The sequence below is a fragment of the Streptomyces sp. NPDC058145 genome, assembly GCF_042884245.1.
GTDB lineage: Bacteria > Actinomycetota > Actinomycetes > Streptomycetales > Streptomycetaceae > Streptomyces.
Window position 1 is genome coordinate 241125 of sequence record NZ_JBHVUH010000003.1, and the last position, 20925, is coordinate 262049.

Consider the following 20925-nt stretch of genomic DNA (forward strand, 5'->3'; position numbering starts at 1 on the left):
CCCGGCACCGACGCGTCGGGCCAATACCTCTGCACGGACCGGCCCCGGCCCGGTGCGGACACCGGGTCAGGTCGACGGCCGCGGCTGCGGCATACGGGTGCCGGCCCGGGCGCGTACCGCCTCGACGGCTTCCCACTGCTCGGTGTCCAGGAAGGCCGGCGCGGCCGGGAAGACATCGTCCTGTTCCTTGAGGATGTGGTCGCGCAGCAGGTTCAGCACCTCGATCAGCCGTTCCGGCCAGGCGGGGTCGGCCGGTGTTCCGCCGGCGGCCTCGCGCAGCACGGTCTCGATGCGGCGGTGCTCGTCCTCCAGGGCGGCCAGCTGCTCCGGGAAGTCGCCGGCCAGCGCGGGGAACAGTCCGTGTTCCTCGACCTCGGTGTGCGGGCCCAGCACATCGGCGATCGTCCGGGCGGCCTCCGCCATCCGCCCGAGGTCCCCGTCCCGGTGGGCGTCGCGCACCCGGCTGATCAGGCCGACCACCGTCTCGTGCTCCAGGGTCAACTCGCCGACTGATTCCAGCGCCTGGCAGCCGCAGTACTCGCACATCTCGCGGTTCTCCTCGTCGTCAGTGGGCCCGGTCGGCCGGGGCGCGCCGGCCGAGGGCGTGGCGCACACCGGTGCCGGTGAAGGTGAGAGCGGCGGCGGCCACGACCGCCAGCAGGGCCAGGCCGATGGCGTACGAGCCGTAGGCGCCGTACAGCGTTCCCATGACCAGCGGCGGAATGAATCCTCCGAGGCCGCCGGCGGCGCCGACGACACCGGTGACCGAGCCGACCATGTTCGCCGGGGCCAGCAGTGCCACCAGGGCGAACACGGCGCCGCTGGCCGCTCCGAGCGCGGCGGCCATCGCGAGGAAGGCGATCGTGCCGGCCGGCGCCAGGGCCGGGGTGAACGACTGGGCGAGGGCTCCGGCGAGCACCGCGGCCAGGGACCCGGCCAGCACCCGTACCGGGCCGATCCGGTCGGACATCCAGCCGCCCACCGGACGCATCGCGACCGCCAGCAGTACGAACCCCGCCATCCGGTTGGCCGCGTCCGCCTGGGTCAGGCCGTAGCCGGTCCTCAGGTAGGTGGGCAGGTAGACGGAGAAGGCGACATAGCCGCCGAAGGCCACCGCGTACAGCGCGGACGCCTGCCAGGTGACCGGGAGCCTCAGGGTGGCGGTCAGACGTCGGGACAGCGGCTCGGTGGGCACCGGGCGCCCGGGCGCGTCGCGGAGCACGAGGGCGGCCACGACCGCGTAGACGGCGAGCACACCGGCGGTGATCAGGAACGGGGTGGCCATGCTGTGCGCCTTGACCAGGTTGACCGTGGTCAGCGCGCTGATCGCGGTGCCGCCCATGCCGGCCCCGAAGATCCCGATGGCCAGGCCGCGCCGCTCCGGCGGGAACCAGGCGTTCACGAAGGGCACGCCGACGGCGAAGGCGGTGCCGCCGATACCGAGGAAGAACCCTCCGGCCAGCAGCGCGGCGAGCGAGGAGTGCCCGGCCAGACCCAGGTAGAGCACCGGCACGATGGCGGCCGCCGAGACCAGCGGGAACATCACGCGCCCGCCGAACCGGTCGGTCAGCGCGCCCACCGGGATCCGTCCCAGCGAGCCGACCACCACCGGCACCGCCACCAGCAGCGACTGCTGGAACGAGGAGAGGCCCAGGCTGTCCTTGAACCGCGGGCCGAGCGGGCTCAGCAGGGCCCAGGCCCAGAAGTTGACGGCGAAGCCCACCGTGGCCAGTGCCAGCATCAGCCACGCCCGGCCGGACACGGACGCGGTCCGTTCCGGCCGCTCGCTCTGCTTCCTCGACGGCTGAAGCATGCCGTCCCCCTTCGTGTGGGCAGTCGCGGCCGGGCGGTCGGCACGGGCCGCGGGTCTTTCGGCCGCGCGGTGCGTGCCACTGGCCTGATCCCACTATCCGTGCCCGGGTCCCGCGTAAGAGGGGGCCGAACGGCCCCTGCGGCCGGCCCGTCGGTCCCGCTTCCGGCCGTCCGGCGGCGGGCGGCTCCGGCGGCGGGTTGCTCCGGTGGCGGGTTGCTCCGGTGGCGGGTTGCTCCGGTGGCGGGTTGCTCCGGTGGCGGGTTGCCCGGGGGGCCCGGCGGAGACACCCGGTGGGTGCCCCTCCCGGCCCCCCCGGGGCACGTCGCCAAGGGCCGTCCGGCCCTAACGGTGTCCGGCCCCCGGGAGGGACCATGGACGGATGTACCCCACCGACGGCTTCCGTGTACTCGGTCGGCAGGAGTGCCTGCGCCTGCTGGCCAAGGTGCCGGTCGGCCGTGTCGTGTACACCCGACGGGCGCTGCCCACGGCGCTGCCGGTCAACTTCTCCGTCGACGCGGACTCCTCCGTCGTGCTGCGCACCTCGGCGGGCTCGGACCTCGTCCGGGCGATCGACGGGGTCGTGGTGGCCTTCGAGGCCGACGACTTCGACGCCGGGGCCCGGTCCGGGTGGAGCGTGGTCGTCACCGGTCGCGCGACGGTGGTGACCGGGCCCGCCGAGCACGAACGGCTGTCACGCACCGGGCCGCGCTCCTGGGTGGTCACGCACGACGGGGTCTTCGTCCGCATCGAGGCCGAGCTGGTCACCGGGCGGGAGCTGACGGGCAGCCCAGAGGCCCACTGAGGCGGGGCGGATCCGCGGCGTGCCGCCGGGTCCCGGGCCGGGGCTCAGTCCCCGGTGTGGGCCAGCCACAGGTCGGGGCCGAAGACCTCGTAGCGGATACGGCGGGCGGCGACTCCGGCGCCGAGCAGCTGGGCGCGGACGGCGCGCATGAAGGGGAGCGAGCCGCACAGGTAGACGTCGGCGTCGGCGGGCAGGTCGAGACCGTCGAGGTCCATGAGCCCCGGGCGCGCCCCGGGTTCCGTCCGCGCGTCCTGCTCGTACCAGAAGTCCGCCCGCGCGTCCGGCAGTTGGTCCACCAGGCGCCGGGTGTCGGCCCGCAGGGCGTGGTCGACCGGGCTGCGGTCGGCGTGCAGGACCCTGACCGGGCGCGCCGAGCCGGTGGCGGCGAGGTGCTCGAGCATGCCGACCATCGGGGTGCAGCCGATGCCGGCGGAGACCAGCACGAGCGGGGTGCCGGCGTCGTCGAGGACCACGTCCCCGAACGGGGCCGACAGGGTGAGTTCGTCACCGGCTCGCACGGAGCGGTGGAGCTGGTTGGAGACCTCGCCCTCGGGGGCGTCGGCGAGGCCCGCCACCCGCTTGACGGTGATGCGCCGCAGCCGGTCGCCGGGGGCGCCCGACAGACTGTACTGGCGGGTCTGGTGGATGCCGTCGGGCATCCGCACCCGGACGCTGACGTACTGGCCGGCCCGGGCCGCGGGCAGCGGGCCGTCGTCGGCCGGGCGCAGCAGGAAGGAGGCCACGCCGGGGGTCTCCTCCCGCCGCTCCACCACGGTCCACTGCCGCCACGGGTCGCGCGGGTCGATCCGCGCCTCCTGGTAGAGCCTGGCCTCCTGGGCGATGAGCGCGCCGGCCATCAGCCAGTACACCTCGTCCCAGGCCCCGAACACCTCCGGTGTGACCGCCTCGCCCAGGACCTCGCCGATGGCGCCGAACAGGTACTTGTGCACGATGGTGTACTGGTCGGCCGTCACACCGAGCGCGGCGTGCTTGTGGGCGATGCGCGCCAGCATCGCGTCCGGCCGGGTGTCGGGGGCGGCCAGCAGGGCCTGGGCGAAGGCCGCGATGGATCCGGCGAGCGCCCTGCGCTGTTCGCCGCTGGCCTGGTTGCCGCGGTTGAACAGGCCGTCCAGCAGTTCGGGCTGCTCGGCGAACATGGTGCCGTAGAACCGTGCCGTGATCTCGTCCAGGGCACCGCCGACGGCGGGCAGGGTGGCACGGACGACGGCGGCCGACTCGGGCGAAAGCATGGGGATCCTCCGTGGATGCGGGCACTTGGGGACGGCACTCACCGTCTCGGCCGGGATCCGGGGTGTGGATCGGACCGGCGTGTCGATCATCTCGGTGGGGCCGTGACGGCGCATGGGGCCGAACCGCTCTGTGCGCAGGGCCTGTCGGTCCGGTTCGGGCGGCCGGACGGCACGCGGCGGAGGGTGGCGGGGTGGGAGTTCGGTGCGGCGCTGCCCTGCACGGCGCTTGGCTGCCACGGGACTTGGTCGTCACACGGCCCGGCCGTCACGGGAATCGCCGTCTCAGGGCTTGGCAGGCACGGGACTACGCCGTCGCGGCCCCTGGCAGGCACGGGACTTCGCCGACACAGGGCCCGGCCGTTACGGGACTTCGCCGTCACGGGGCTTGGCAGGCACGGACGCCACCTTCACGGACCCTGGCAGGCACGGGACTTCGCCGTCACGGGGCTTGGCGGCCACGGGACTTCGCCGTCACGGGCCCTGGCCGTCACGGGGTCAAGCCGTCTGGACGATGTCCAGAACCTCTCGCACGGGACGCCGGGGAGTGGCCGGGCCGAAGGGGCCGTAGCCCAGCCGCAACACCATCTGGACGTGGCCCCGACCGACGACCGGATCGCGGACCAGCAGGCGCAGGTCCGGGCTCTCCAGTGCGTGGGAGGTCAGGGAGGTGGCGAGTCCCGCGAGGGTGGCCTCCAGCAGGACGCGTTCCAGCGCCTGGCCCGCGCGCAGCCAGTCGGCGGGGGCGTCGCCGGGTGTGCTCAGCAGGGCGAGGTGCGGGTTGTGCTCGAAGGCGGTGGTGCCGCGGTCGGCCACCGGCCGGCGTCCGGCGAAGTCCCGCAGCGGGGCGCGGCCGTCCCGCATCCGGGGTCCGAACGCGTACTCGGGCACGCCGTCGGTGGCGATGTCCGCCTCGGGTCCGAGCCTGGTCCAGCGCCGCAGGTCCTCCATGCCCTCGGGGCGCACGGCGTCCCGGCTCTCCGCGTCGTGGACCAGGTCGAGCACGGTCTCCACGTGCCACGGGCCGGGGAAGAGCAGCTCCGCCCCCTCGCGCGCGGCCGCCGCCCGCAGGGCCGCCCGGGCGTCCTCGGGGATGTCCTTCTCGTCGAAGGGGTGCCGGCTGGTGTGCCGCCGGCGGATCGCCGGGTGCAGCCGCGCCAGGTCGTCCTCGTCCGGCACGCCGCGGCCCTCCGCCGGGGCCGGCCGGACGGCGGCGAGCAGCAGCGGTTCCGCGGGATCCGGCAGCAGCCGTACCTCACGGGCGAGTCCGGCGTGCGCGGCGGCGACGCGCAGGTTGAACAGCGCCGCGCCGCAGCCGATGTACAGCGCCCGGTTGCCGGGGTCCGAGCGGGGCATGGCCCGGTCGAGATCGGGGCGCAGCTCGAGCACGCCCTCGTCCTCCCGCAGGCGGAAGCGCCATGGCTGCGCGTTGTGCATGGACGGGGCGACCACGGCTTCCGCGACCAGTGCGGCCGCGGCCTTCGCGTCGAGTTGCTGCGGGTCCATCACGCCCTCCTCGCGGATCGGGCCCCCTCGGCTCCCCGTCTCCAGTATCCGGCCGGACGGCGCCGCGGGCCCTGCGGTGCCGGGTGTGTCTCAGGCCGTACCGGGACGGACGAGCACGTTCTCGCCGGAGCGGCCGACGACGTAGTCCTCGATGTTGGTCACGGTGGTCCGGGCGATCTGGCCGACGGCGTCCCTGGTGAAGTACGCCTGGTGGGAGGTGACCAGGACGTTGCTGAAGGTCATCAGCCTGGCGAGGCGTTCGTCGGTCATCACCTCCAGCGACTTGTCCAGGAAGAACACGCCGGCCTCCTCCTCGTACACGTCGAGGCCGACACCTCTCAGCCGGCCCGCGCGCAGTGTCTCCAGCAGGGCGTCGGTGTCCACCAGGCCGCCACGGCTGGAGTTGACCAGAATGGCGTCCTCCTTCATCAGGGCCAGGGACTTGGCGTCGACGAGGTGGTGCGTGTCGGGCAGCAGCGGGACGTGCAGGCTGACCAGGTCCGCCTCGGTGAACAGCCGCTCGCGCGAGACGTACTCCATGCCGAGGGCGAGGCAGTCCGGGTTCTCGGCGACGTCCCAGCCCAGCAGCCGCATGCCGAATCCGTGGGCGATCCGGGCGAACGCGGCGCCGATCTTCCCGGTGCCCACCACCCCGGCCGTGCGGCCGCGCAGGTCGCGGCCCATGAGTCCGTCGAGCCGGAAGTCGAAGTCCCGGGTGCGCTGGGCGGCCCGGACGATCCGGCGGTCGACCGCCAGGGCCAGGGTCCAGGCGAACTCGGCGACCGCGTAAGGCGAGTAGTACGAGACCCGGGCCACGGTCAGCCCGAGTTCCCTCGCGGCGGTCAGGTCTATGTTGTTGTACCCGGTGGAGCGCTGCGCGATCATCCGCGTGCCGCCCTCGGCGAGGGAGCGCAGCACCCCGGCGTCCAGGGTGTCGTTGACACTGCTGAGCACGATCTCGTGCCCCAGGGCGGTCGGTGTCGTGTCCCGGTCCAGGAACAGCCGCAGGCAGCGCAGCTCATGGCGGCCGGCGAACGCGCTGTCGAACGCCTCCCTCAGCAGTGGCTCCTCGTCGGCGAGGACGCCATACGCAACGATCTCCACGTGTTCTCCTCGGTCGCATCCGGCGATCACCCCTCCACCGTAGGACGGGACCGCCCCGGACGAGAGGGCCGACCGGGCCGGGAGACGGGGCCCATCGTCCCCGGACGCCGCGTCACCATGCGTGCCACGGCGCCCCGTCGCCGGTCAGCGGGCCGTCAGCTCGGCCGCGACCCCGGCCGCCCACGTCTCGATCGCGGGGAAGTCCCGGAAGTCGCCGCCCTTGCCGCCGCTGAGGATCATCCGGGCGATCCTGCCCTTGGCGCCCTCCTCCAGGCAGCCGCCGAACGTGATGTGATCCCTGGCGTCGACCCGGTTCATGGCGCGCCGCACTCCGGCCTCGGGCGGGATGTCGCGCTCCGAGGCGGAGGGGTCGAGCGGCCCGCTGCTGAAGAACCAGACCGGGCGCCCGGCCAGCTCCCGGCGGTGACGGCGCACGAACCGGCGTGCGTCCTTCTGCCAGCGCCCGGCGTACAGCGCGCCGCCGACCACCACGGCGTCGTACGGGGTGACGCCCGGGACCGACCCGGCGGGCCGCGCATCGGCCGCGAGCCCCGCCTCGCGCAGCACCCCGGCGACGGTCTCGGCGATCCGCGCCGTCGATCCGTTCGTCGAACCGTAGGCCACCAGAACCCTGCCGGTCATGGCGGTCCACCTCCTCTCACTTCCGGTGCGGCCGGTCGCCGGCCCCACCGTGGTCCGTCCGCGGTTCCGCCTCAGCGGAGCCGGCGCAGATAGGGGTCCTGGGCATCGCGCGGGACCAGGCGCACCCGCGCGTCGAGCACGGAGACCCGGTCCGGGGTGGCGAGCACGGGGTTGAAGTCGGCCTCGGCGAGCTGCGGCAGGTCGGCCGCCATGCGGGACAGCCGGTGCAGCAACTGCTCGAGGCCCTCGAGGTCCGCGGGGCCGCTGCCGTGCGCGCCGAACAGCAGCGGGGCGCAGCGCGGCGCGGTGATCAGGTCGTGCACGTCGTGGTCGGTGAGCGGGGCCAGCCGGGCGGCGTGGTCGCCGAGCACCTCGGTCGCGGTGCCGCCGAGCCCGAACAGCACGAGTGGTCCGAAGACCTCGTCCTGGACGACACCGGCGAACAGTTCGGTGCCGCGCGCCGCCAGCGGCTGCACGACCGCTCCGGTGAGCAGCCCCGCGAACCTGTTCTCGAAGTCCCGGAAGGCGGCGCGCACTTGTGAGTCGCCCTGGAGGTCGAGGTGGACGGCGCGCTGTTCGCTCTTGTGGACCAGTCCCGGCCAGTGCGCCTTCATGACCACCCGGCCGTCCGGGCCGCGCAGCCGTTCGGCGGCCATGACGGCCTCGTCCTCGGTCTCCGCCCACGCCCAGGGGAGCTGCGGAATGCCGTAGCAGGCCAGCAGGTCGGCGCAGGTGCGCGGGTCGAGTCGGCCGCCGTCGGGGTGCGCGGCCAGGAAGGTCCGCACGACCTCGCGGGCGCGCGCCGTCTCGACGCCGTCCAGGTCCGGGACGGTGCCCGCGGGGCGGGCGAGCCAGGACGAGCGGCGGGCGGCGTGGGCCAGCGCCCGGGCGGCCGCCTGCGGCTCGGCGTAGGACGGAACAGCACTGCCGCCGGCGGCGGGCAGCAACCGGACCGGCAGGTCCTGTTCGAGGCGCACCGCGGCCACCGGCTTGGCCCCGTGCCCGGGTGCGCCGGTGAGGGCCCGGACCAGGTCGTCGCCGGTCGCGGCGGCGACCGCGGTGGGCACGAGCGCGACCAGGACGGCGTCGACGCCCGGGTGCCGCGTCAGCCGCTCCAGGCAGTCGGTGAGCTGCTCCTCCGTGACGGCGGCGGTGGCGTCGACCGGGTTGCCGGCGGCGGCGCCCTCGGGGAGCACGGCGAGCAGGTCGTCGATCAGTTCCGGGGGGAGCGGCGGCAGGGCGAGTCCCGCCTCGGCGCAGGCGTCGGCCGTGAGAACGCCGGCGCCGCCCGCGTTGGTGACGATCGCGACGCGGGGGCCGGCGGGGAGCGGCTGGGAGTGCAGCAGCGCGGCGGTACCGAGGAGTTCGCCCACCGAGCGGGTCGCGGTGATGCCCGCCTGGTCGAACAGGGCCTGCCGGGTCATAGTGCGGGTGGCGGCGGCCGCGGTGTGCGAGGCGGCGGCGCGGCGGCCCGCGACGGTGCGGCCGGCGTCCACGGTGAGCACCGGCATGCGGCGGGTGACCCGGCGGGCGGTGCGGGAGAAGGCGCGCGGGCCGCCGAAGGACTCCAGGTGCAGCAGGGCGAGGTCGGTGCGGCCGTCGCTCTCCCACCACTGGAGCATGTCGTTGCCGCTGACGTCGTACTTGTCGCCGAGGGCCGCGAAGGAGGAGACGCCGATGCCCAGCCGGGACAGGCCGTCGAGCAGGGCGATGCCGACGCCGCCGGACTGCACGGCGACACCGGCGGTGCCGGGGCGTGGATGCCCGGCGGCGAAGGTGGCGTCCAGGCGCAGGCCGGACTCGGTGTTCGAGACGCCGAGGCAGTTCGGGCCGACGAGCCGCATGCCGTGGGTGCGGCAGGCGGCCAGCAGGGTCCGTGCCTGGTCGGCGTCGAGGCCGGCGGTCACGACCACCAGGGCCCGGACGCCGGCCTTGCCGCACTCCTCGGCGACGGCCGGGACCGCCGCGGCGGGCACGGCGACGACCACCAGGTCGGGGGTGAGCGGCAGGTCGCCGACGGCCGGGTAGGAGGGCACGCCGAGGATGTGGTCGACGCCCGGGTTCACCGCGAACAGGCGGCGGGTGTATCCGCCGGCCCTCAGATGGTGCAGGACCGCCCGGCCGACCGAGCCGGGGGTGCGTCCGGCGCCCACGACGGCGACCGCGTCGGGGCGCAGCAGCGGCACGAGACTGGCGACGTCGGCGGCCCGGCCCCGGGCCTCCACGGCCGACAGGTATGTGTCGTCCTGGTCGAGCCTGATGGTGCACCGGACCTCGGGCCCCTCGAAGCGGCGGGTGACACGCAGGCCGAGGTCGGAGAAGAGCCGGAGCACCTCCCGGTTCTCGCTGAGCGCGTCGGCGGTGAAGGTGGTGACGCCGTCGGCGCGGGCCGCCGAGACCAGGTGCTCCACGAGCAGGGTGCCCACGCCGAGGTGGTGCAGGGTGTCGCCGACGGCGATCGAGATCTCGGCCGTGTCCTTCTCCCCCGCCGTGTCGTACTCCGCGAGCCCGAGCACCCGGTCCTGGGTCCGGGCCAGCAGGGCCCGATATCCGGGGCGGCCCGGGGCGCAGGCCCGGTCGGCGGCGAGGCCGGCGGACCGCCGGCTGACGGAGAAGAACCGCAGTCGCAGGTTCTCCGGTGACATCTCCTCGTAGAACCGCCGCACGCCGTCGTGGTCGGCCGGGGTCACGGGACGGATGCACGCGGTGGTGCCGTCCGCGAGCAGCGCGTGGACCGGGGGGCGGTTGAGCACGTCGTCCGACATCACGGATCTCCTCAAGGCGTCTCGATGTCTCGAGCATCCAGCGGTTCGGGCGCCGCTCCCATGGGCTGTCCGGGCACGGCACGGGGCCGTACGTCCCCGGTCCGCCGGCCGGGCGGGACGGTGGCCCGCCTCCGGGGGGTGAGCGGTGGCGGACGGCCGCCGGAGAGCGGTGGCGGACGGCCGCCGGAGAGCGGTCAGCAGTGGCGGACGGCCGCCGGGGAGCGGTCAGCGGTGGCGGACGGTCTCCGGCGGAAAGTACGGTGGCGTCCTGGTGTCCGGCCCCGGGCGTGAGCGACCGGGCGGGCCGGCGGGCGGTGGTGGAGGCGGCATGGCCGGCAAGAAGGCAGCGAAGCTGCCGCGCGAGGTGTATGAGCGGGAACTGCTGCGCCTGCAGGCCGAGTTGGCGAAACTGCAGGAGTGGGTGCGAGTCGAGGGCGCCCGGCTGGTCGTGGTCTTCGAGGGCCGGGACGCGGCGGGCAAGGGCGGCACCATCAAGCGGGTCGCCGAGCATCTCAACCCCCGGGTCGCCCGGATCGCGGCGCTGCCGAAGCCGACCGAGCGCGAGCGCACGCAGTGGTACTTCCAGCGGTACGTGGAGCATCTGCCGGCCGCCGGGGAGATCGTGCTGTTCGACCGGTCCTGGTACAACCGGGCCGGGGTCGAGCACGTGATGGGCTTCTGCACCAAGGAGGAGCACCAGCTCTTCCTGCGCCAGTGCCCGCTCTTCGAGCGGATGCTGGTGGAAGACGGGATCCTGCTGCGCAAGTACTGGTTCTCGGTGAGCGACACCGAGCAGCAGGAACGCTTCCGGCGCCGGCTGGAGGATCCGCTGCGGCAGTGGAAGCTGTCCCCGATGGACCTGGAGTCGATCACGCGCTGGGAGGCCTACTCCCGGGCCAAGGACGAGATGCTGGTCCACACCGACATCACCGAGGCACCGTGGTTCGTCGTGGAGAGCGACGACAAGCGGCGGGCGCGGCTGAACATGATCGCCCACCTGCTCGACTCCGTCCCCTACCACGAGGTGCCGCCGCAGGTGCTGCGGCTGCCGCCGAGGCCGCCGTCGACCGGATACGAGCGTCCGCCGCGCGATCTGCAGACCTACGTGCCCGATCACGCCGCCGGCCTCTGAGCGGCCGGGCCCAAGCCACGGGCCGCCCCACGCCACGGCCGCCCATGCCACGGGCCGCCCCGCACGACGGCCGCCGCCGCGCCCTCGCCGGGGTGCGGCGGCGGCCGGGTGGGCGGAGCCGTGCGTCAGTCGTGCGCCACGACGGCGACGGGCGCGGTGGCGTGGTGCAGGACGGCGTGGGCGACGGTGCCGATGTGGGCGCCGACCGGAGAGCGGCGGACGCGCCGGCCGACCACGACCAGGGAGGCGTCCTGGGAGGCCTCGATCAGCAGGAGCGAGGGGCTGATCCAGCGGGACTCCGTGACGACCTCGACGCCGGGGTGCTTCTGCCGCCAGGGCCGCAGGGCCTCGTCCAGGGCGGCGGCGTGGCTGTGCGCCACCGTCGTGGTGACCTCGGGGTCCATGGCCATGCCGTACGAGTAGTAGTACGACGGCGGGTTCCAGGCGTGCACCACCCGCAGCGGCACCGAGCCGCGCTCGGCCGCCTCGAACGCGAACTCGATCGGGGCCGCGTCCGGCGCCCTGACGTCCAGTCCCAGCACGACGGGGCCCACCGGATCGCCCACCGCGCCCGTGCCGTGCTCACCGGCGGCCTGCTCGCCGCAGCGGACCAGGATGACGGGCCGCTCGCTGTGCGCCACGACGGACTGCCCCACCGAGCCGACCAGGAAGCCGCCGAGCCCGCTGAGGCCGCGCGAGCCGAGCACGAGCAGTTCGGCCTCGCCGGCCGCGGCGGTCAGGAGCTCGGCCGGCTGTCCGGTGAGCTGCTCGGTGCTCACCTCGAGGCCGGGGTGGCCCGACCGCAGGGCGTCGGCGGCCTCACGGAGGATCCGCTCGGTCCAGTGCTGGTGGGTGTCGGCGCCCAGCAGTGGGGCCTCGGCCATGGGCTCCGGCACCGGCTGCCAGACCTGGACCAGCTTCACCGGCAGGCCGCGCAGTAGCGCCTCACGGGCGGCCCACTCCGCGGCGGCGCGGCTCTCGGCCGAACCGTCGATGCCTACGGTGATGGTGCGGGACATGATGTCCACCTCTCGTGGATCGGGGGACGCCGTCACGGCGTCGTGCCACTCACTCTGGCCGGGTGCGTGGCGCCGCGCCGGATGCCGAAGGTCTCCCCCCGCGGGCCGAACGTCCCTGTCCTGAGGGGACGTTGTCCGGTCAGCGCCCCTCCCGCTCCCGCCTGTCCTGGATCTGGGTGGCGATCACGGCGGCCTGGATGCGGCGCTCCACGCCGAGTTTGGCGAGCAGCCGGGAGATGTGGTTCTTCACCGTCTTCTCGGCGAGGTACAGCCGCTGGCCGATCTGACGGTTCGTCAGTCCTTCACCGATGAGCGCCAGGATCTCCCGTTCGCGGTCGGTCAGGCCGGGCAGCTCGTCGGGTTCCTCATGCTGCTGCGGGCCTCCGCGCAGCCGGGCCATCAGCTTGGTGGTGGCGCTGGGGTCGAGCAGGGACTGACCGCGGGCCACGGTGCGTACGGCGGACACCAGGTCCGAGCCCTGGATCTGCTTGAGGACGTAGCCGGAGGCCCCCGCCATGATCGAGTCGAGCAGCGCCTCCTCGTCGTCGAACGAGGTCAGCATGAGGCAGGCCAGCTCGGGCATGCGCGAGCGCAGCTCCCGGCACACGCTCACGCCGTCGCCGTCGGGCAGCCGGACGTCCAGCACCGCCACCTGGGGGCGAAGAGCGGGCACCCGCACCAGCGCCTGCTCCACGGTGCCGGCCTCGCCGATCACCTCGATGTCCGGCTCGTCGGTCAGCAGGTCGCGCACACCGCGCCGAACGACTTCGTGGTCGTCCAGCAGGAAGACCCGGATCGGGCTGCCCCGCTCGCCGTCCGCCATTGACCGCTCCTTGTTCGCGCTCTCCGTGGCCGCCCGTGGGTGCCGGCGGCTTCCCTACGGATCCTTGCCCCGTCCGGGCCGGACAGCCAGGGCCGAACGGCCCTGGTGTGCGCGGCGCCGCGCCATGCCGGTCACGGGCCCGTGCCCGGCGTGACGTCCGCTCTGCCGGGTACCCACGGCGTGCGGCCGGCCACGTGCCGGAGGAGGGCGATCACGCCCCGTGTGCCGCGCCTCCGGCCGAGAGATGCACGCCGTACATCGTGCGGCCGCCGACCAGCTCCCGGCCGGTGACCAGCTCCGGCTCGATACGCACGAAGATCTCCTCGGGCGAGGGCACCCAGGAGCGCGGGCCGATCCGGTCCAGGCGCTCCACCTCGGCCGGGTCGGTGACGACCCCGGCCCGTCCGGTGACGACGACGCTCCACCCGGACTGCTTGTCCGCGTCGACCGCGTCCGCCTCGAAGGCCACGACCGAGCCGTCGACCGCGCGGGCCATCTCCGAGGCCGCCGAGGTGCGCAGCAGCACCGCCCCGTCGTCGTCGAGACAGAAGTTCACCGGCACGACGGCGGGCAGCGCCTGGCGCGTGTGCACGATCCGGCCGACGGGTGCCGTGGCCAGCAGGCGCATGCACTCGTGACGGCCGAGTTCACGGAAACCATCGTTCGGGTACATCGGACAGCCCGTCTTTCGCCTGGTGGACCGGTTTCGCCTGGTGAACCGGATCACGCTCCATGCTCTGCCGGATCCCGGCCGCGATGGGAGGGGCCACCGGTCCCTCCGGCCCCGGAGAACGGCCCGTGGATGCACGGCGCCGCGGGAGGGCCGGGCGGCCCATCGGCGCCCCCCAGGAGTGCCCCGGTCGGCCCAGCGACCGCGCCTGGCCGGCCCATGCCACGGCACCGCCCGGGCTGCGACCTTCTGAGTGTGACGACGGGAGGTGCGGACAGATGCGCGAGGGCGGCCTCATGAGCGGCAAGCGGGGACGGCCGGGGGTCCTGCTGTGGCGGTGGCGGAGCAATCCGCTCCGGCGCCGCGACGACGTGCTCGAGGCATGGTTCCTGCTCGCCGTATGGGTGCTCGTCGTGGTGGGCGGCACGCTCGTCGGCTTGGTGACCGCCCAGGCCGCCGGCCACTCCTTCGGCCGGCAGCGGGCCGAGCGGACACCGGTCCGGGCCGTGCTGCTCGCCGACGCCCCGCGCTCGGCGATCGCGGGCACGGGCAACGACCTGACCTCGGCGCGGGTCCGCTGGACGGCTCCGGACGGCACCCCGCACAGCGGCAGCACGCTGGTGTCCGGCGGGCAGCGGGCCGGGGCCGCCGTGGAGATCTGGCTCGACGCCCAGGGCAGGCCGATCAGCGCGCCGCTGACCGCCGGCGAGGCGGCCGCCGAGTCGGCACTGCTGGGCGCCTCGGCCGCGCTCGCCCTGACCGGCGCGGCGTTCGGTGTCCGGTGCGCCGGGCGGTGGTGGCTCGACCGGCGGCGCATCGGGGAATGGGACCGGGAGTGGGCCCTGTTCGGTCCGCGGTGGGGGCACAAGACCGGCTGACCGGCGGCATCAACCTGCCCTCCCGCGCGTCCGCCGAACGGTAGTGCGGCCTCGGCGGCATGACGGTCCATGAGGACGGGATGTTCCGTACCCGGAATCCCTCCGTCAGCAAGTCCGCTGTAAGTAGGCTGATACGCATGAAGGCACTTTTGTTGTCTGGTGGCTCAGGTACCCGTTTGCGCCCCATAACCCACACCTCGGCGAAGCAGCTCGTACCCGTCGCGAACAAACCGGTGCTGTTCTACGGCCTGGAGGCGATCGCCCAGGCCGGCATCACCGAGGTCGGGATCATCGTCGGGGACACGGCCGAGGAGATCCGGGAGGCGGTCGGCGACGGTTCCGCGTTCGGGCTCGCCGTCACCTACATCCCGCAGGAGGCCCCGCTGGGCCTGGCCCACGCGGTGCTGATAGCCCGTGAGTTCCTGGGCGACGACGACTTCGTGATGTACCTCGGCGACAACTTCATCGTCGGCGGCATCACGGACCTGGTGGACGCCTTCCGCGCCGAGCGGCCCCAGGCCCAGATCCTGCTGACGCGGGTGCCGGACCCGACCGCGTTCGGCGTGGCCGAGCTCGACGCCGCAGGGCGGGTGATCGGCCTGGAGGAGAAGCCGAGGCACCCCAAGAGCGAACTGGCCCTGGTGGGCGTGTATCTGTTCACCCCGGCGATCCATGAGGCCGTGCGCTCCATCGAGCCCTCCTGGCGCGGCGAGCTGGAGATCACGCACGCCATCCAGTGGCTGATCGACGCCGGACGTGACGTGCGCTCCACGACGATCTCCGGGTACTGGAAGGACACCGGGAACGTCACCGACATGCTCGAGGTCAACCGCTCGGTGCTGGAGACCCTGGAGCGCCGGATCGACGGCACCGTCGACGACGACAGCGAGATCATCGGTCGGGTGCGGATCGAGCCCGGGGCGAAGGTGACCGGCAGCCGGATCGTGGGCCCGGTGACCGTCGGCAGGAACACCGTGATCACCGACTCCTACATCGGCCCCTTCACCTCGATCGCCGGCGACTGCCGGATCGAGGACAGCGAGATCGAGTACTCGATCGTGCTGCGCGACTCCTCGGTGAGCGGCGTCCGGCGGGTGGAGGCCTCCCTCATCGGCCGCAACGTCGAGGTGACCCCCTCCCCCCGCAAGCCCGCCGCCCACCGGTTCGTCCTCGGCGACCACAGCAAGGTGCAGATCTCTTCATGACGACCGGCAGCCCGGTGACCGGCCGTGCCGGCCGCACCGACGACAAGAGGAGACCGACCCGGTGAACACCAGGATCCAGCCCACCGCCCAGGTCGACGAGGCGGCCGCGATCGGTGACGGCACGACGGTCTGGGATCTGGCCCAGATACGGGAGGACGCCCGGCTGGGCAGCGGGTGCATCGTGGGCCGGGGGGCGTACGTCGGTCCCGGGGTGCGGATCGGCGACCACGTGAAGCTCCAGAACTACGCACTGGTCTACGAACCCGCGGTGCTCGGCGACGGGGTGTTCGTCGGCCCGGCGGCGGTGCTCACCAACGACCACTTCCCCCGTTCCGTGGACCCGCGGGGCCGGCTGAAGCGCGGCGGCGACTGGGAGGCCGTGGCCGTGGTGGTGGGCGAGGGGGCGTCGCTGGGGGCCCGCTCGGTGTGTGTGGCGCCGGTGCGCGTCGGCCGCTGGGCCCTGGTCGCGGCGGGTGCCGTGGTGACCCGGGACGTGCCGGACTTCGCCCTCGTGGCGGGGGTGCCCGCGCGCCGGATCGGCTGGGTCGGCCGGGCCGGCGTCCGGCTGGTGGAGCGGGAGGGCGAGCCGGATTGCTGGGAGTGCCCCGAGACCGGTGAGCGGTACGACGAGAAGGACGGCGAACTCGTCCCGCGCGTATGACGAGTTGATCTGCCGACGTACCGATGTCGATTCTCCCAAAACACCGAACGCCGAACATCTGCAGGCATAACATGTGTGCGAACTGTGCAGACTCAGCACAGGGAGCACACGATTCGGCAGTGCCCGGGGGGGGTTTCAGAGTGGGGGACATCTGTGCCTGAAGCGAGGAGCGGCAGCCGCTCCGGCGCCTGACATCCGCATTGCCTTTACACCGCCCGGCCGTTCGCGCCGCGGCGTTCTCAAGTCTGCGCGAAAACAGGACCCACAGGGGGGTTGGTGTGTCCGAACGATGACCATCACACGTCTGGCGGCGCTCGGCCGTGAGGAGCCGGCGCTGCTCACGCTCGCCCAACGACTGCTCACGGTCGCCGAGTCGGGGCTTCCGTCGATGCTGCTTCCCGGCAAGGAGGCCTTCGCCTTCACCATGGCCGGGCACAAGTCACCCGACGGCTCCTGGACGCTGGAGCGGCGCGGGACCAGCACCCGGTACGCGGCCATCACCGCGCTCGGGGTCCGGTTCCTGCCCGAGAACCGCCAGCGCGCGGTGCTCGGCGGCCGCACCGCCCAGGAGTTCACGGGTCTGCTGATCGAGTCACTGCCCGCGGTGACCAACCTCGGTGACGCGGCGCTCATCGCCTGGGCCGCCGCCGACACCGGGCATCCCAAGCTGTCCGACGCCCTCGACCGGATGGGTGCCCTGGACGAGGAGGGCCGGCCGCAGTACACCGTCGAGGCGGCGTGGGTGCTGTCCGCCCTCGCGGCGTCGCACGGCACGGTCGACGTGGAGGGGCGTCTCAGCTCGGCCCGCGACCGTCTGCTGCGGGCCCGGATCGGGAACAGCCCGCTGTTCCCGCACGCCACGGGCCCCGGCCTGGTGCCCTGGTACCGGGCCCATGTGAGCTGCTTCGCCGACCAGACGTACCCGCTCCAGGCCCTGGCCCGGGCGCACGCCTGCGGTGACGGGGACGGCGATCCGGAGGCACTGGCCGCGGCCGAGGCCTGCGCCGCGCGCATCTGCGAGCTGCAGGGCGACGGCGGGCAGTGGTGGTGGCACTACGACGCGCGCACCGGCGGCGTCGTGGAGGGCTACCCGGTCTACAGCGTCCACCAGCACGCGATGGCACCGACCGCCCTGTTCGACCTCGCCGACGCCGGCGGCACCGACTTCGCGGCGTCGGTCCGCAAGGGCCTCGGCTGGATGACGGACGTACCCGAACTGGCGGAACACCCGCGGAAACAGGAGTCGTTGATCCTCGACGAGCTCGGCGTCACCTGGCGCAAGGTCTTCCGGGGCGACCCGAAGAAGGCCGTACGCGCCGCCCGGGGCCTGGGCACCCGGGTCGCTCCGAACCTCCGGCTGAAGCCCCTGGACCGGGTGTACCGCCCGGTCTCCGTGGACCGCGAATGCCGGCCGTACGAGTTCGGCTGGATGCTCCACGCCTGGCAGGGAGGCCACGTATGAGCGGGCGTCAGTCCCTTTTCGGGGTCGAACTGGACCCACTGACCATGGACGAGACCGTACGGCGCTGCCTGGCCGCGGTCCGGGAGGGCCGGCAGCTCGAGATCGGGGTGGTCAACGCCGCGAAGCTGGTGAACATGCGGCGGGACAAGCGGCTCGCCGAGGCCGTGGCCGGCTGTGATCTCGTCCTCGCCGACGGACAGGCCGTGGTCTGGGCCGGCCGGCTCCTGCGCGCCCCGCTGCCGGAACGGGTGGCCGGTATCGACCTGTTCCTGCGGCTGCTGGCGGAGGCGGAGTCGGCGGGCATGTCCGTGTACTTCCTCGGCGCCCGGCAGGAGGTGCTGGAGCGGATGCTGGGCGAGGTGGCCGACCGCTTCCCCGGCCTGAAGCTGGCCGGCAGCCGGAACGGCTACTTCGACGACTTTGAACAGGAGGCCGTCGCGGACGCGATCGCCCGCAGCGGCGCCCAGATGCTGTTCCTCGGCATGACCTCGCCCAAGAAGGAGATCTTCACCGCCGCGTACGGCGAGCGCACCGGCGCCCGCGTGGTGCACGGGGTCGGCGGCTCCTTCGACATCCTGGCCGGGGTCACCAGACGGGCCCCGGTGTCCTGGCAGCGGTGGGGCGTCGAGTGGCTCTACCGGGCGCTGCAGGAGCCGCGCCGACTGGGCCGGCGCTACCTCACCACCAATGCTGCCTTCGTCCTCATGACGGCGCGCGAGTTCATCCGGCTCACCCCGTCGCCCGCCTCCGCGAACAGGAGTCACTGATGCGCGTCGTCGTGGTCGGACAGGGATATGTCGGCCTGCCACTGGCCATCCGGGCCGCCGAGGTCGGTCACGAGGTGATCGGCTATGACGTGGACTCCCGGCGGATCAAGAGCCTCGCCGCCGGGGAGTCGTTCGTCGAGGACGTCTCCTCGGAGCGGATCCGCGCCGCACTGGACAACGGCAGCTACCGCCCCAGCGACGCGGCCCGGGACTGCGGCGGCTTCGACGTCGCCGTGGTGACCGTGCCGACGCCGCTGCACGAGGGCACCCCCGACCTGCGGTACATCAGGGAGTCGGCGGTCACCCTCGCCCGCTATCTGCGCCCCGGCGCCACCGTCGTCCTCGAGTCGACCACCTATCCCGGCACCACCCAGGAGCTGTTCGCCCCGATCCTGGAGGACGGCTCGGGTCTGGCCGCGGGCCCCGACTTCCACCTCGGCTACAGCCCGGAGCGGATCGACCCCGGAAACGCCGTCTGGGGCTTCAAGGAGACCCCGAAGGTCGTGTCCGGCGTCGACGCGGCTTCGCTGGAGGCCGTGCGGGACTTCTACGGGCAGCTCGTCGACACCACCGTGCCGGTGCGTTCGCCCAAGGAGGCCGAGCTCGCCAAGCTGCTGGAGAACACCTTCCGGCACGTCAACATCGCGCTGGTCAACGAGATCGCGATGTTCGCCCACCACCTGGACATCGACGTCTGGCAGGCCATCGACGCCGCCTCCACCAAGCCCTTCGGCTTCATGAAGTTCACGCCCGGACCGGGCGTCGGCGGCCACTGCCTGCCGATCGACCCCTCGTACCTGTCCTGGCGGGTGCAGCGCGAACTCGGGCAGAGCTTCCGCTTCGTGGAGCTGGCCAACGACATCAACAACCACATGCCCGAGTACGTGGCACGGCGCATCAGCGACCTGTTCAACGAAAGACGCCGGTCCGTGAACGGCTCGAACATCCTGCTGCTGGGCCTGGCGTACAAGAAGAACACCGGTGACGCCCGCGAGTCGCCCGCCCTGCGCATCTCCCAGCTGCTGCTCGACATGGGGGCCCAGGTCAAGGCGGCGGACCCGCACGTGGTCGAGAGCCTCCCGGTGGACACCCGGCTGGTGCGGGTCGAACCGGTGCCGGACGAGCTGGCCGCCGCCGACGTGGTGGTCCTGCTCACCGACCACGACAGCTTCGACTACGAACTCATCGCCGAACACGCCCGCTTCGTCCTCGACTGCCGCCGCCGGCTGTCGGCCGGGCCCACGATCGAGGTGCTCTGAACCATGCCCCGCATCGTCTGCGTCGCCGGTGCGCGACCCAACTACATGAAGATCAAACCGGTGATGGACGCGCTGGAACGCCGGGGCGCCGAGGTGATCCTCGTCCACACCGGTCAGCACTACGACCCGGCCATGAACGAGGTGTTCTTCACCGACCTCGGCATCCGGCCGCCCGACCACTTCCTCGGGGTCGGCTCCGGCACCCACGCCGAGCAGACCGGACGGGTGATGACCGCGTTCGAGCCACTGCTCGGCGAACTGTCCCCGGACGTCGTCGTGGTGGTCGGCGACATCAACTCCACCCTGGCCTGCGCCCTGGTCACCGCCAAGGCGGGCCCGCTGCTGGCCCATGTCGAGGCCGGACTGCGCAGCCGTGACTGGAGCATGCCGGAGGAGGTCAACCGGGTCGCCACCGACCGCGTCAGCGACTATCTGCTGGCCCCCTCCCCCGACGCCGCCGGGAACCTGCGCGCCGAGGGGTACCGGGACGACCAGATCCACCTGGTCGGCAACGTCATGATCGACACGCTGCTGGCCAACCTGGAACGGGCCCGCGCCTCGGACGTCCTCCACCGGTACGGCCTGACCAGGGGGGAGTACGGTCTGGTCACCCTGCACCGCCCCGCCAACGTGGACGATCCCGAGGTCCTCGCCGGGCTCCTGAAGGCCCTGGGCGAGATCGCCGGCCGCTGCCCGCTGCTGCTGCCCGTGCACCCGCGCGCCGCCGAACGGCTGGCCGGCATCGGCGTCCCAGGAGGCATCCGGCTGGTGCCGCCCGCCGGGTACCTGGACTTCATCGCGCTGCAGGACTCCGCCCGCCTCGTGCTGACCGACTCGGGCGGCGTGCAGGAGGAGACCACCGCGCTCGGCGTGCCCTGCGTGACCCTGCGGGACAACACCGAGCGGCCCGTCACGGTGGAGCAGGGCACCAATGTGCTGGCGGGCCGGGATCCGGCGCGCATCGTGTCCACCGTGAACCGGGTGCTGGACGATCCGCCCGCGCCGCGCCTGCCCGAGCTGTGGGACGGCCGGGCGAGCGACCGCATCGCCGGCGTGCTGCTGGAGGGAGGGACCGCGAGCAGCCGGCCGAGGCCCACCGACCAAACATCCACCATATGATCCGCTTGCAACATATGCTCATCGGGGGTCGGGGCGTGAGGGGGGACCACC

Annotated in this window: 19 protein-coding genes; 9 read left to right on the plus strand and 10 right to left on the minus strand. The window is 73.4% G+C overall.

The window, feature by feature from the left end; all coding sequences use genetic code 11:
• Positions 1-66: 66 nt before the first annotated feature.
• Positions 67-546: a hemerythrin domain-containing protein gene (locus ACFVVO_RS07960; protein ID WP_390052728.1), complete on the minus strand. Its 480-nt coding sequence runs from the start codon at positions 544-546 to the stop codon at positions 67-69.
• Positions 547-565: 19 nt separating this feature from the next.
• A complete protein-coding gene (locus ACFVVO_RS07965) occupies positions 566-1813 on the minus strand; it encodes an MFS transporter (protein ID WP_390052729.1) in 1248 nt (415 codons plus the stop codon).
• A 379-nt stretch (positions 1814-2192) separates the two neighbouring features.
• Here ACFVVO_RS07965 and ACFVVO_RS07970 point away from each other — a divergent pair, with 379 nt between their 5' ends.
• Positions 2193-2615 carry a pyridoxamine 5'-phosphate oxidase family protein gene (locus ACFVVO_RS07970; RefSeq protein WP_390052731.1) on the plus strand — a complete coding sequence of 141 codons (423 nt, stop codon included), beginning with the start codon at positions 2193-2195 and terminating at the stop codon, positions 2613-2615.
• A gap of 44 nt (positions 2616-2659) precedes the next feature.
• Here the strand turns inward: ACFVVO_RS07970 and ACFVVO_RS07975 are convergent, their stop codons facing one another.
• From ACFVVO_RS07975 to ACFVVO_RS07995, 5 genes are all read right to left on the minus strand, one after another.
• Positions 2660-3865: a globin domain-containing protein gene (locus tag ACFVVO_RS07975; protein WP_390052733.1), complete on the minus strand. Its 1206-nt coding sequence runs from the start codon at positions 3863-3865 to the stop codon at positions 2660-2662.
• 495 nt (positions 3866-4360) lie between these two features.
• Complete coding sequence (locus ACFVVO_RS07980; RefSeq protein WP_390052735.1) at positions 4361-5368, minus strand: Acg family FMN-binding oxidoreductase; 1008 nt, start codon at positions 5366-5368, stop codon at positions 4361-4363.
• Between the two features lie 90 nt (positions 5369-5458).
• Positions 5459-6472, minus strand: a complete 1014-nt coding sequence (locus ACFVVO_RS07985; protein WP_390052737.1) for a 2-hydroxyacid dehydrogenase — start codon at positions 6470-6472, stop codon at positions 5459-5461.
• Between the two features lie 144 nt (positions 6473-6616).
• Entirely contained in the window at positions 6617-7114 is a 498-nt protein-coding gene (locus tag ACFVVO_RS07990; protein WP_390052739.1) for a flavodoxin domain-containing protein, read from the minus strand.
• Between the two features lie 71 nt (positions 7115-7185).
• Positions 7186-9879, minus strand: coding sequence for a GNAT family N-acetyltransferase (locus ACFVVO_RS07995; RefSeq protein WP_390052741.1), 2694 nt, complete (start codon positions 9877-9879; stop codon positions 7186-7188).
• A gap of 328 nt (positions 9880-10207) precedes the next feature.
• On the opposite strand from ACFVVO_RS07995, the gene ppk2 reads away from it, so the two are divergent.
• Positions 10208-11011, plus strand: a complete 804-nt coding sequence (ppk2, locus tag ACFVVO_RS08000) for a polyphosphate kinase 2 (protein WP_390052743.1) — start codon at positions 10208-10210, stop codon at positions 11009-11011.
• A 125-nt stretch (positions 11012-11136) separates the two neighbouring features.
• On the opposite strand, the gene ACFVVO_RS08005 is transcribed toward ppk2, so the two are convergent.
• The 3 genes from ACFVVO_RS08005 to ACFVVO_RS08015 form a co-directional block, all read right to left on the minus strand.
• A complete protein-coding gene (locus ACFVVO_RS08005; protein WP_390052745.1) occupies positions 11137-12030 on the minus strand; it encodes a universal stress protein in 894 nt (297 codons plus the stop codon).
• A gap of 139 nt (positions 12031-12169) precedes the next feature.
• Positions 12170-12853 carry a response regulator gene (locus ACFVVO_RS08010; protein WP_390052747.1) on the minus strand — a complete coding sequence of 228 codons (684 nt, stop codon included), beginning with the start codon at positions 12851-12853 and terminating at the stop codon, positions 12170-12172.
• A 211-nt stretch (positions 12854-13064) separates the two neighbouring features.
• A complete protein-coding gene (locus ACFVVO_RS08015) occupies positions 13065-13526 on the minus strand; it encodes a pyridoxamine 5'-phosphate oxidase family protein (protein ID WP_390052749.1) in 462 nt (153 codons plus the stop codon).
• A gap of 275 nt (positions 13527-13801) precedes the next feature.
• Between ACFVVO_RS08015 and ACFVVO_RS08020 the strand changes: the two genes are divergently transcribed.
• The 7 genes from ACFVVO_RS08020 (at position 13802) to wecB (ending at position 20874) form a co-directional block, all read left to right on the plus strand.
• Positions 13802-14401, plus strand: coding sequence for a hypothetical protein (locus ACFVVO_RS08020; protein ID WP_390052751.1), 600 nt, complete (start codon positions 13802-13804; stop codon positions 14399-14401).
• A 137-nt stretch (positions 14402-14538) separates the two neighbouring features.
• Entirely contained in the window at positions 14539-15606 is a 1068-nt protein-coding gene (locus ACFVVO_RS08025) for a glucose-1-phosphate thymidylyltransferase (RefSeq protein WP_390052752.1), read from the plus strand.
• A gap of 61 nt (positions 15607-15667) precedes the next feature.
• The gene (locus ACFVVO_RS08030; RefSeq protein WP_390052754.1) at positions 15668-16267 is read left to right on the plus strand and encodes a DapH/DapD/GlmU-related protein; all 600 of its coding nucleotides are present in this window, start codon (positions 15668-15670) and stop codon (positions 16265-16267) included.
• Positions 16268-16556: 289 nt separating this feature from the next.
• Positions 16557-17729 (plus strand): hypothetical protein, encoded by a 1173-nt coding sequence (locus ACFVVO_RS08035; RefSeq protein ID WP_390052755.1) that lies wholly within the window; start codon positions 16557-16559, stop codon positions 17727-17729.
• Positions 17726-18496 carry a WecB/TagA/CpsF family glycosyltransferase gene (locus tag ACFVVO_RS08040; RefSeq protein ID WP_390052757.1) on the plus strand — a complete coding sequence of 257 codons (771 nt, stop codon included), beginning with the start codon at positions 17726-17728 and terminating at the stop codon, positions 18494-18496. The genes ACFVVO_RS08035 and ACFVVO_RS08040 overlap by 4 nt, the downstream gene beginning before the upstream one ends.
• Positions 18496-19755 carry a nucleotide sugar dehydrogenase gene (locus ACFVVO_RS08045; protein WP_390052759.1) on the plus strand — a complete coding sequence of 420 codons (1260 nt, stop codon included), beginning with the start codon at positions 18496-18498 and terminating at the stop codon, positions 19753-19755. The genes ACFVVO_RS08040 and ACFVVO_RS08045 overlap by 1 nt, the downstream gene beginning before the upstream one ends.
• Before the next feature lie 3 nt (positions 19756-19758).
• Entirely contained in the window at positions 19759-20874 is a 1116-nt protein-coding gene (wecB, locus tag ACFVVO_RS08050) for a non-hydrolyzing UDP-N-acetylglucosamine 2-epimerase (protein ID WP_390052761.1), read from the plus strand.
• Positions 20875-20925: the final 51 nt, after the last annotated feature.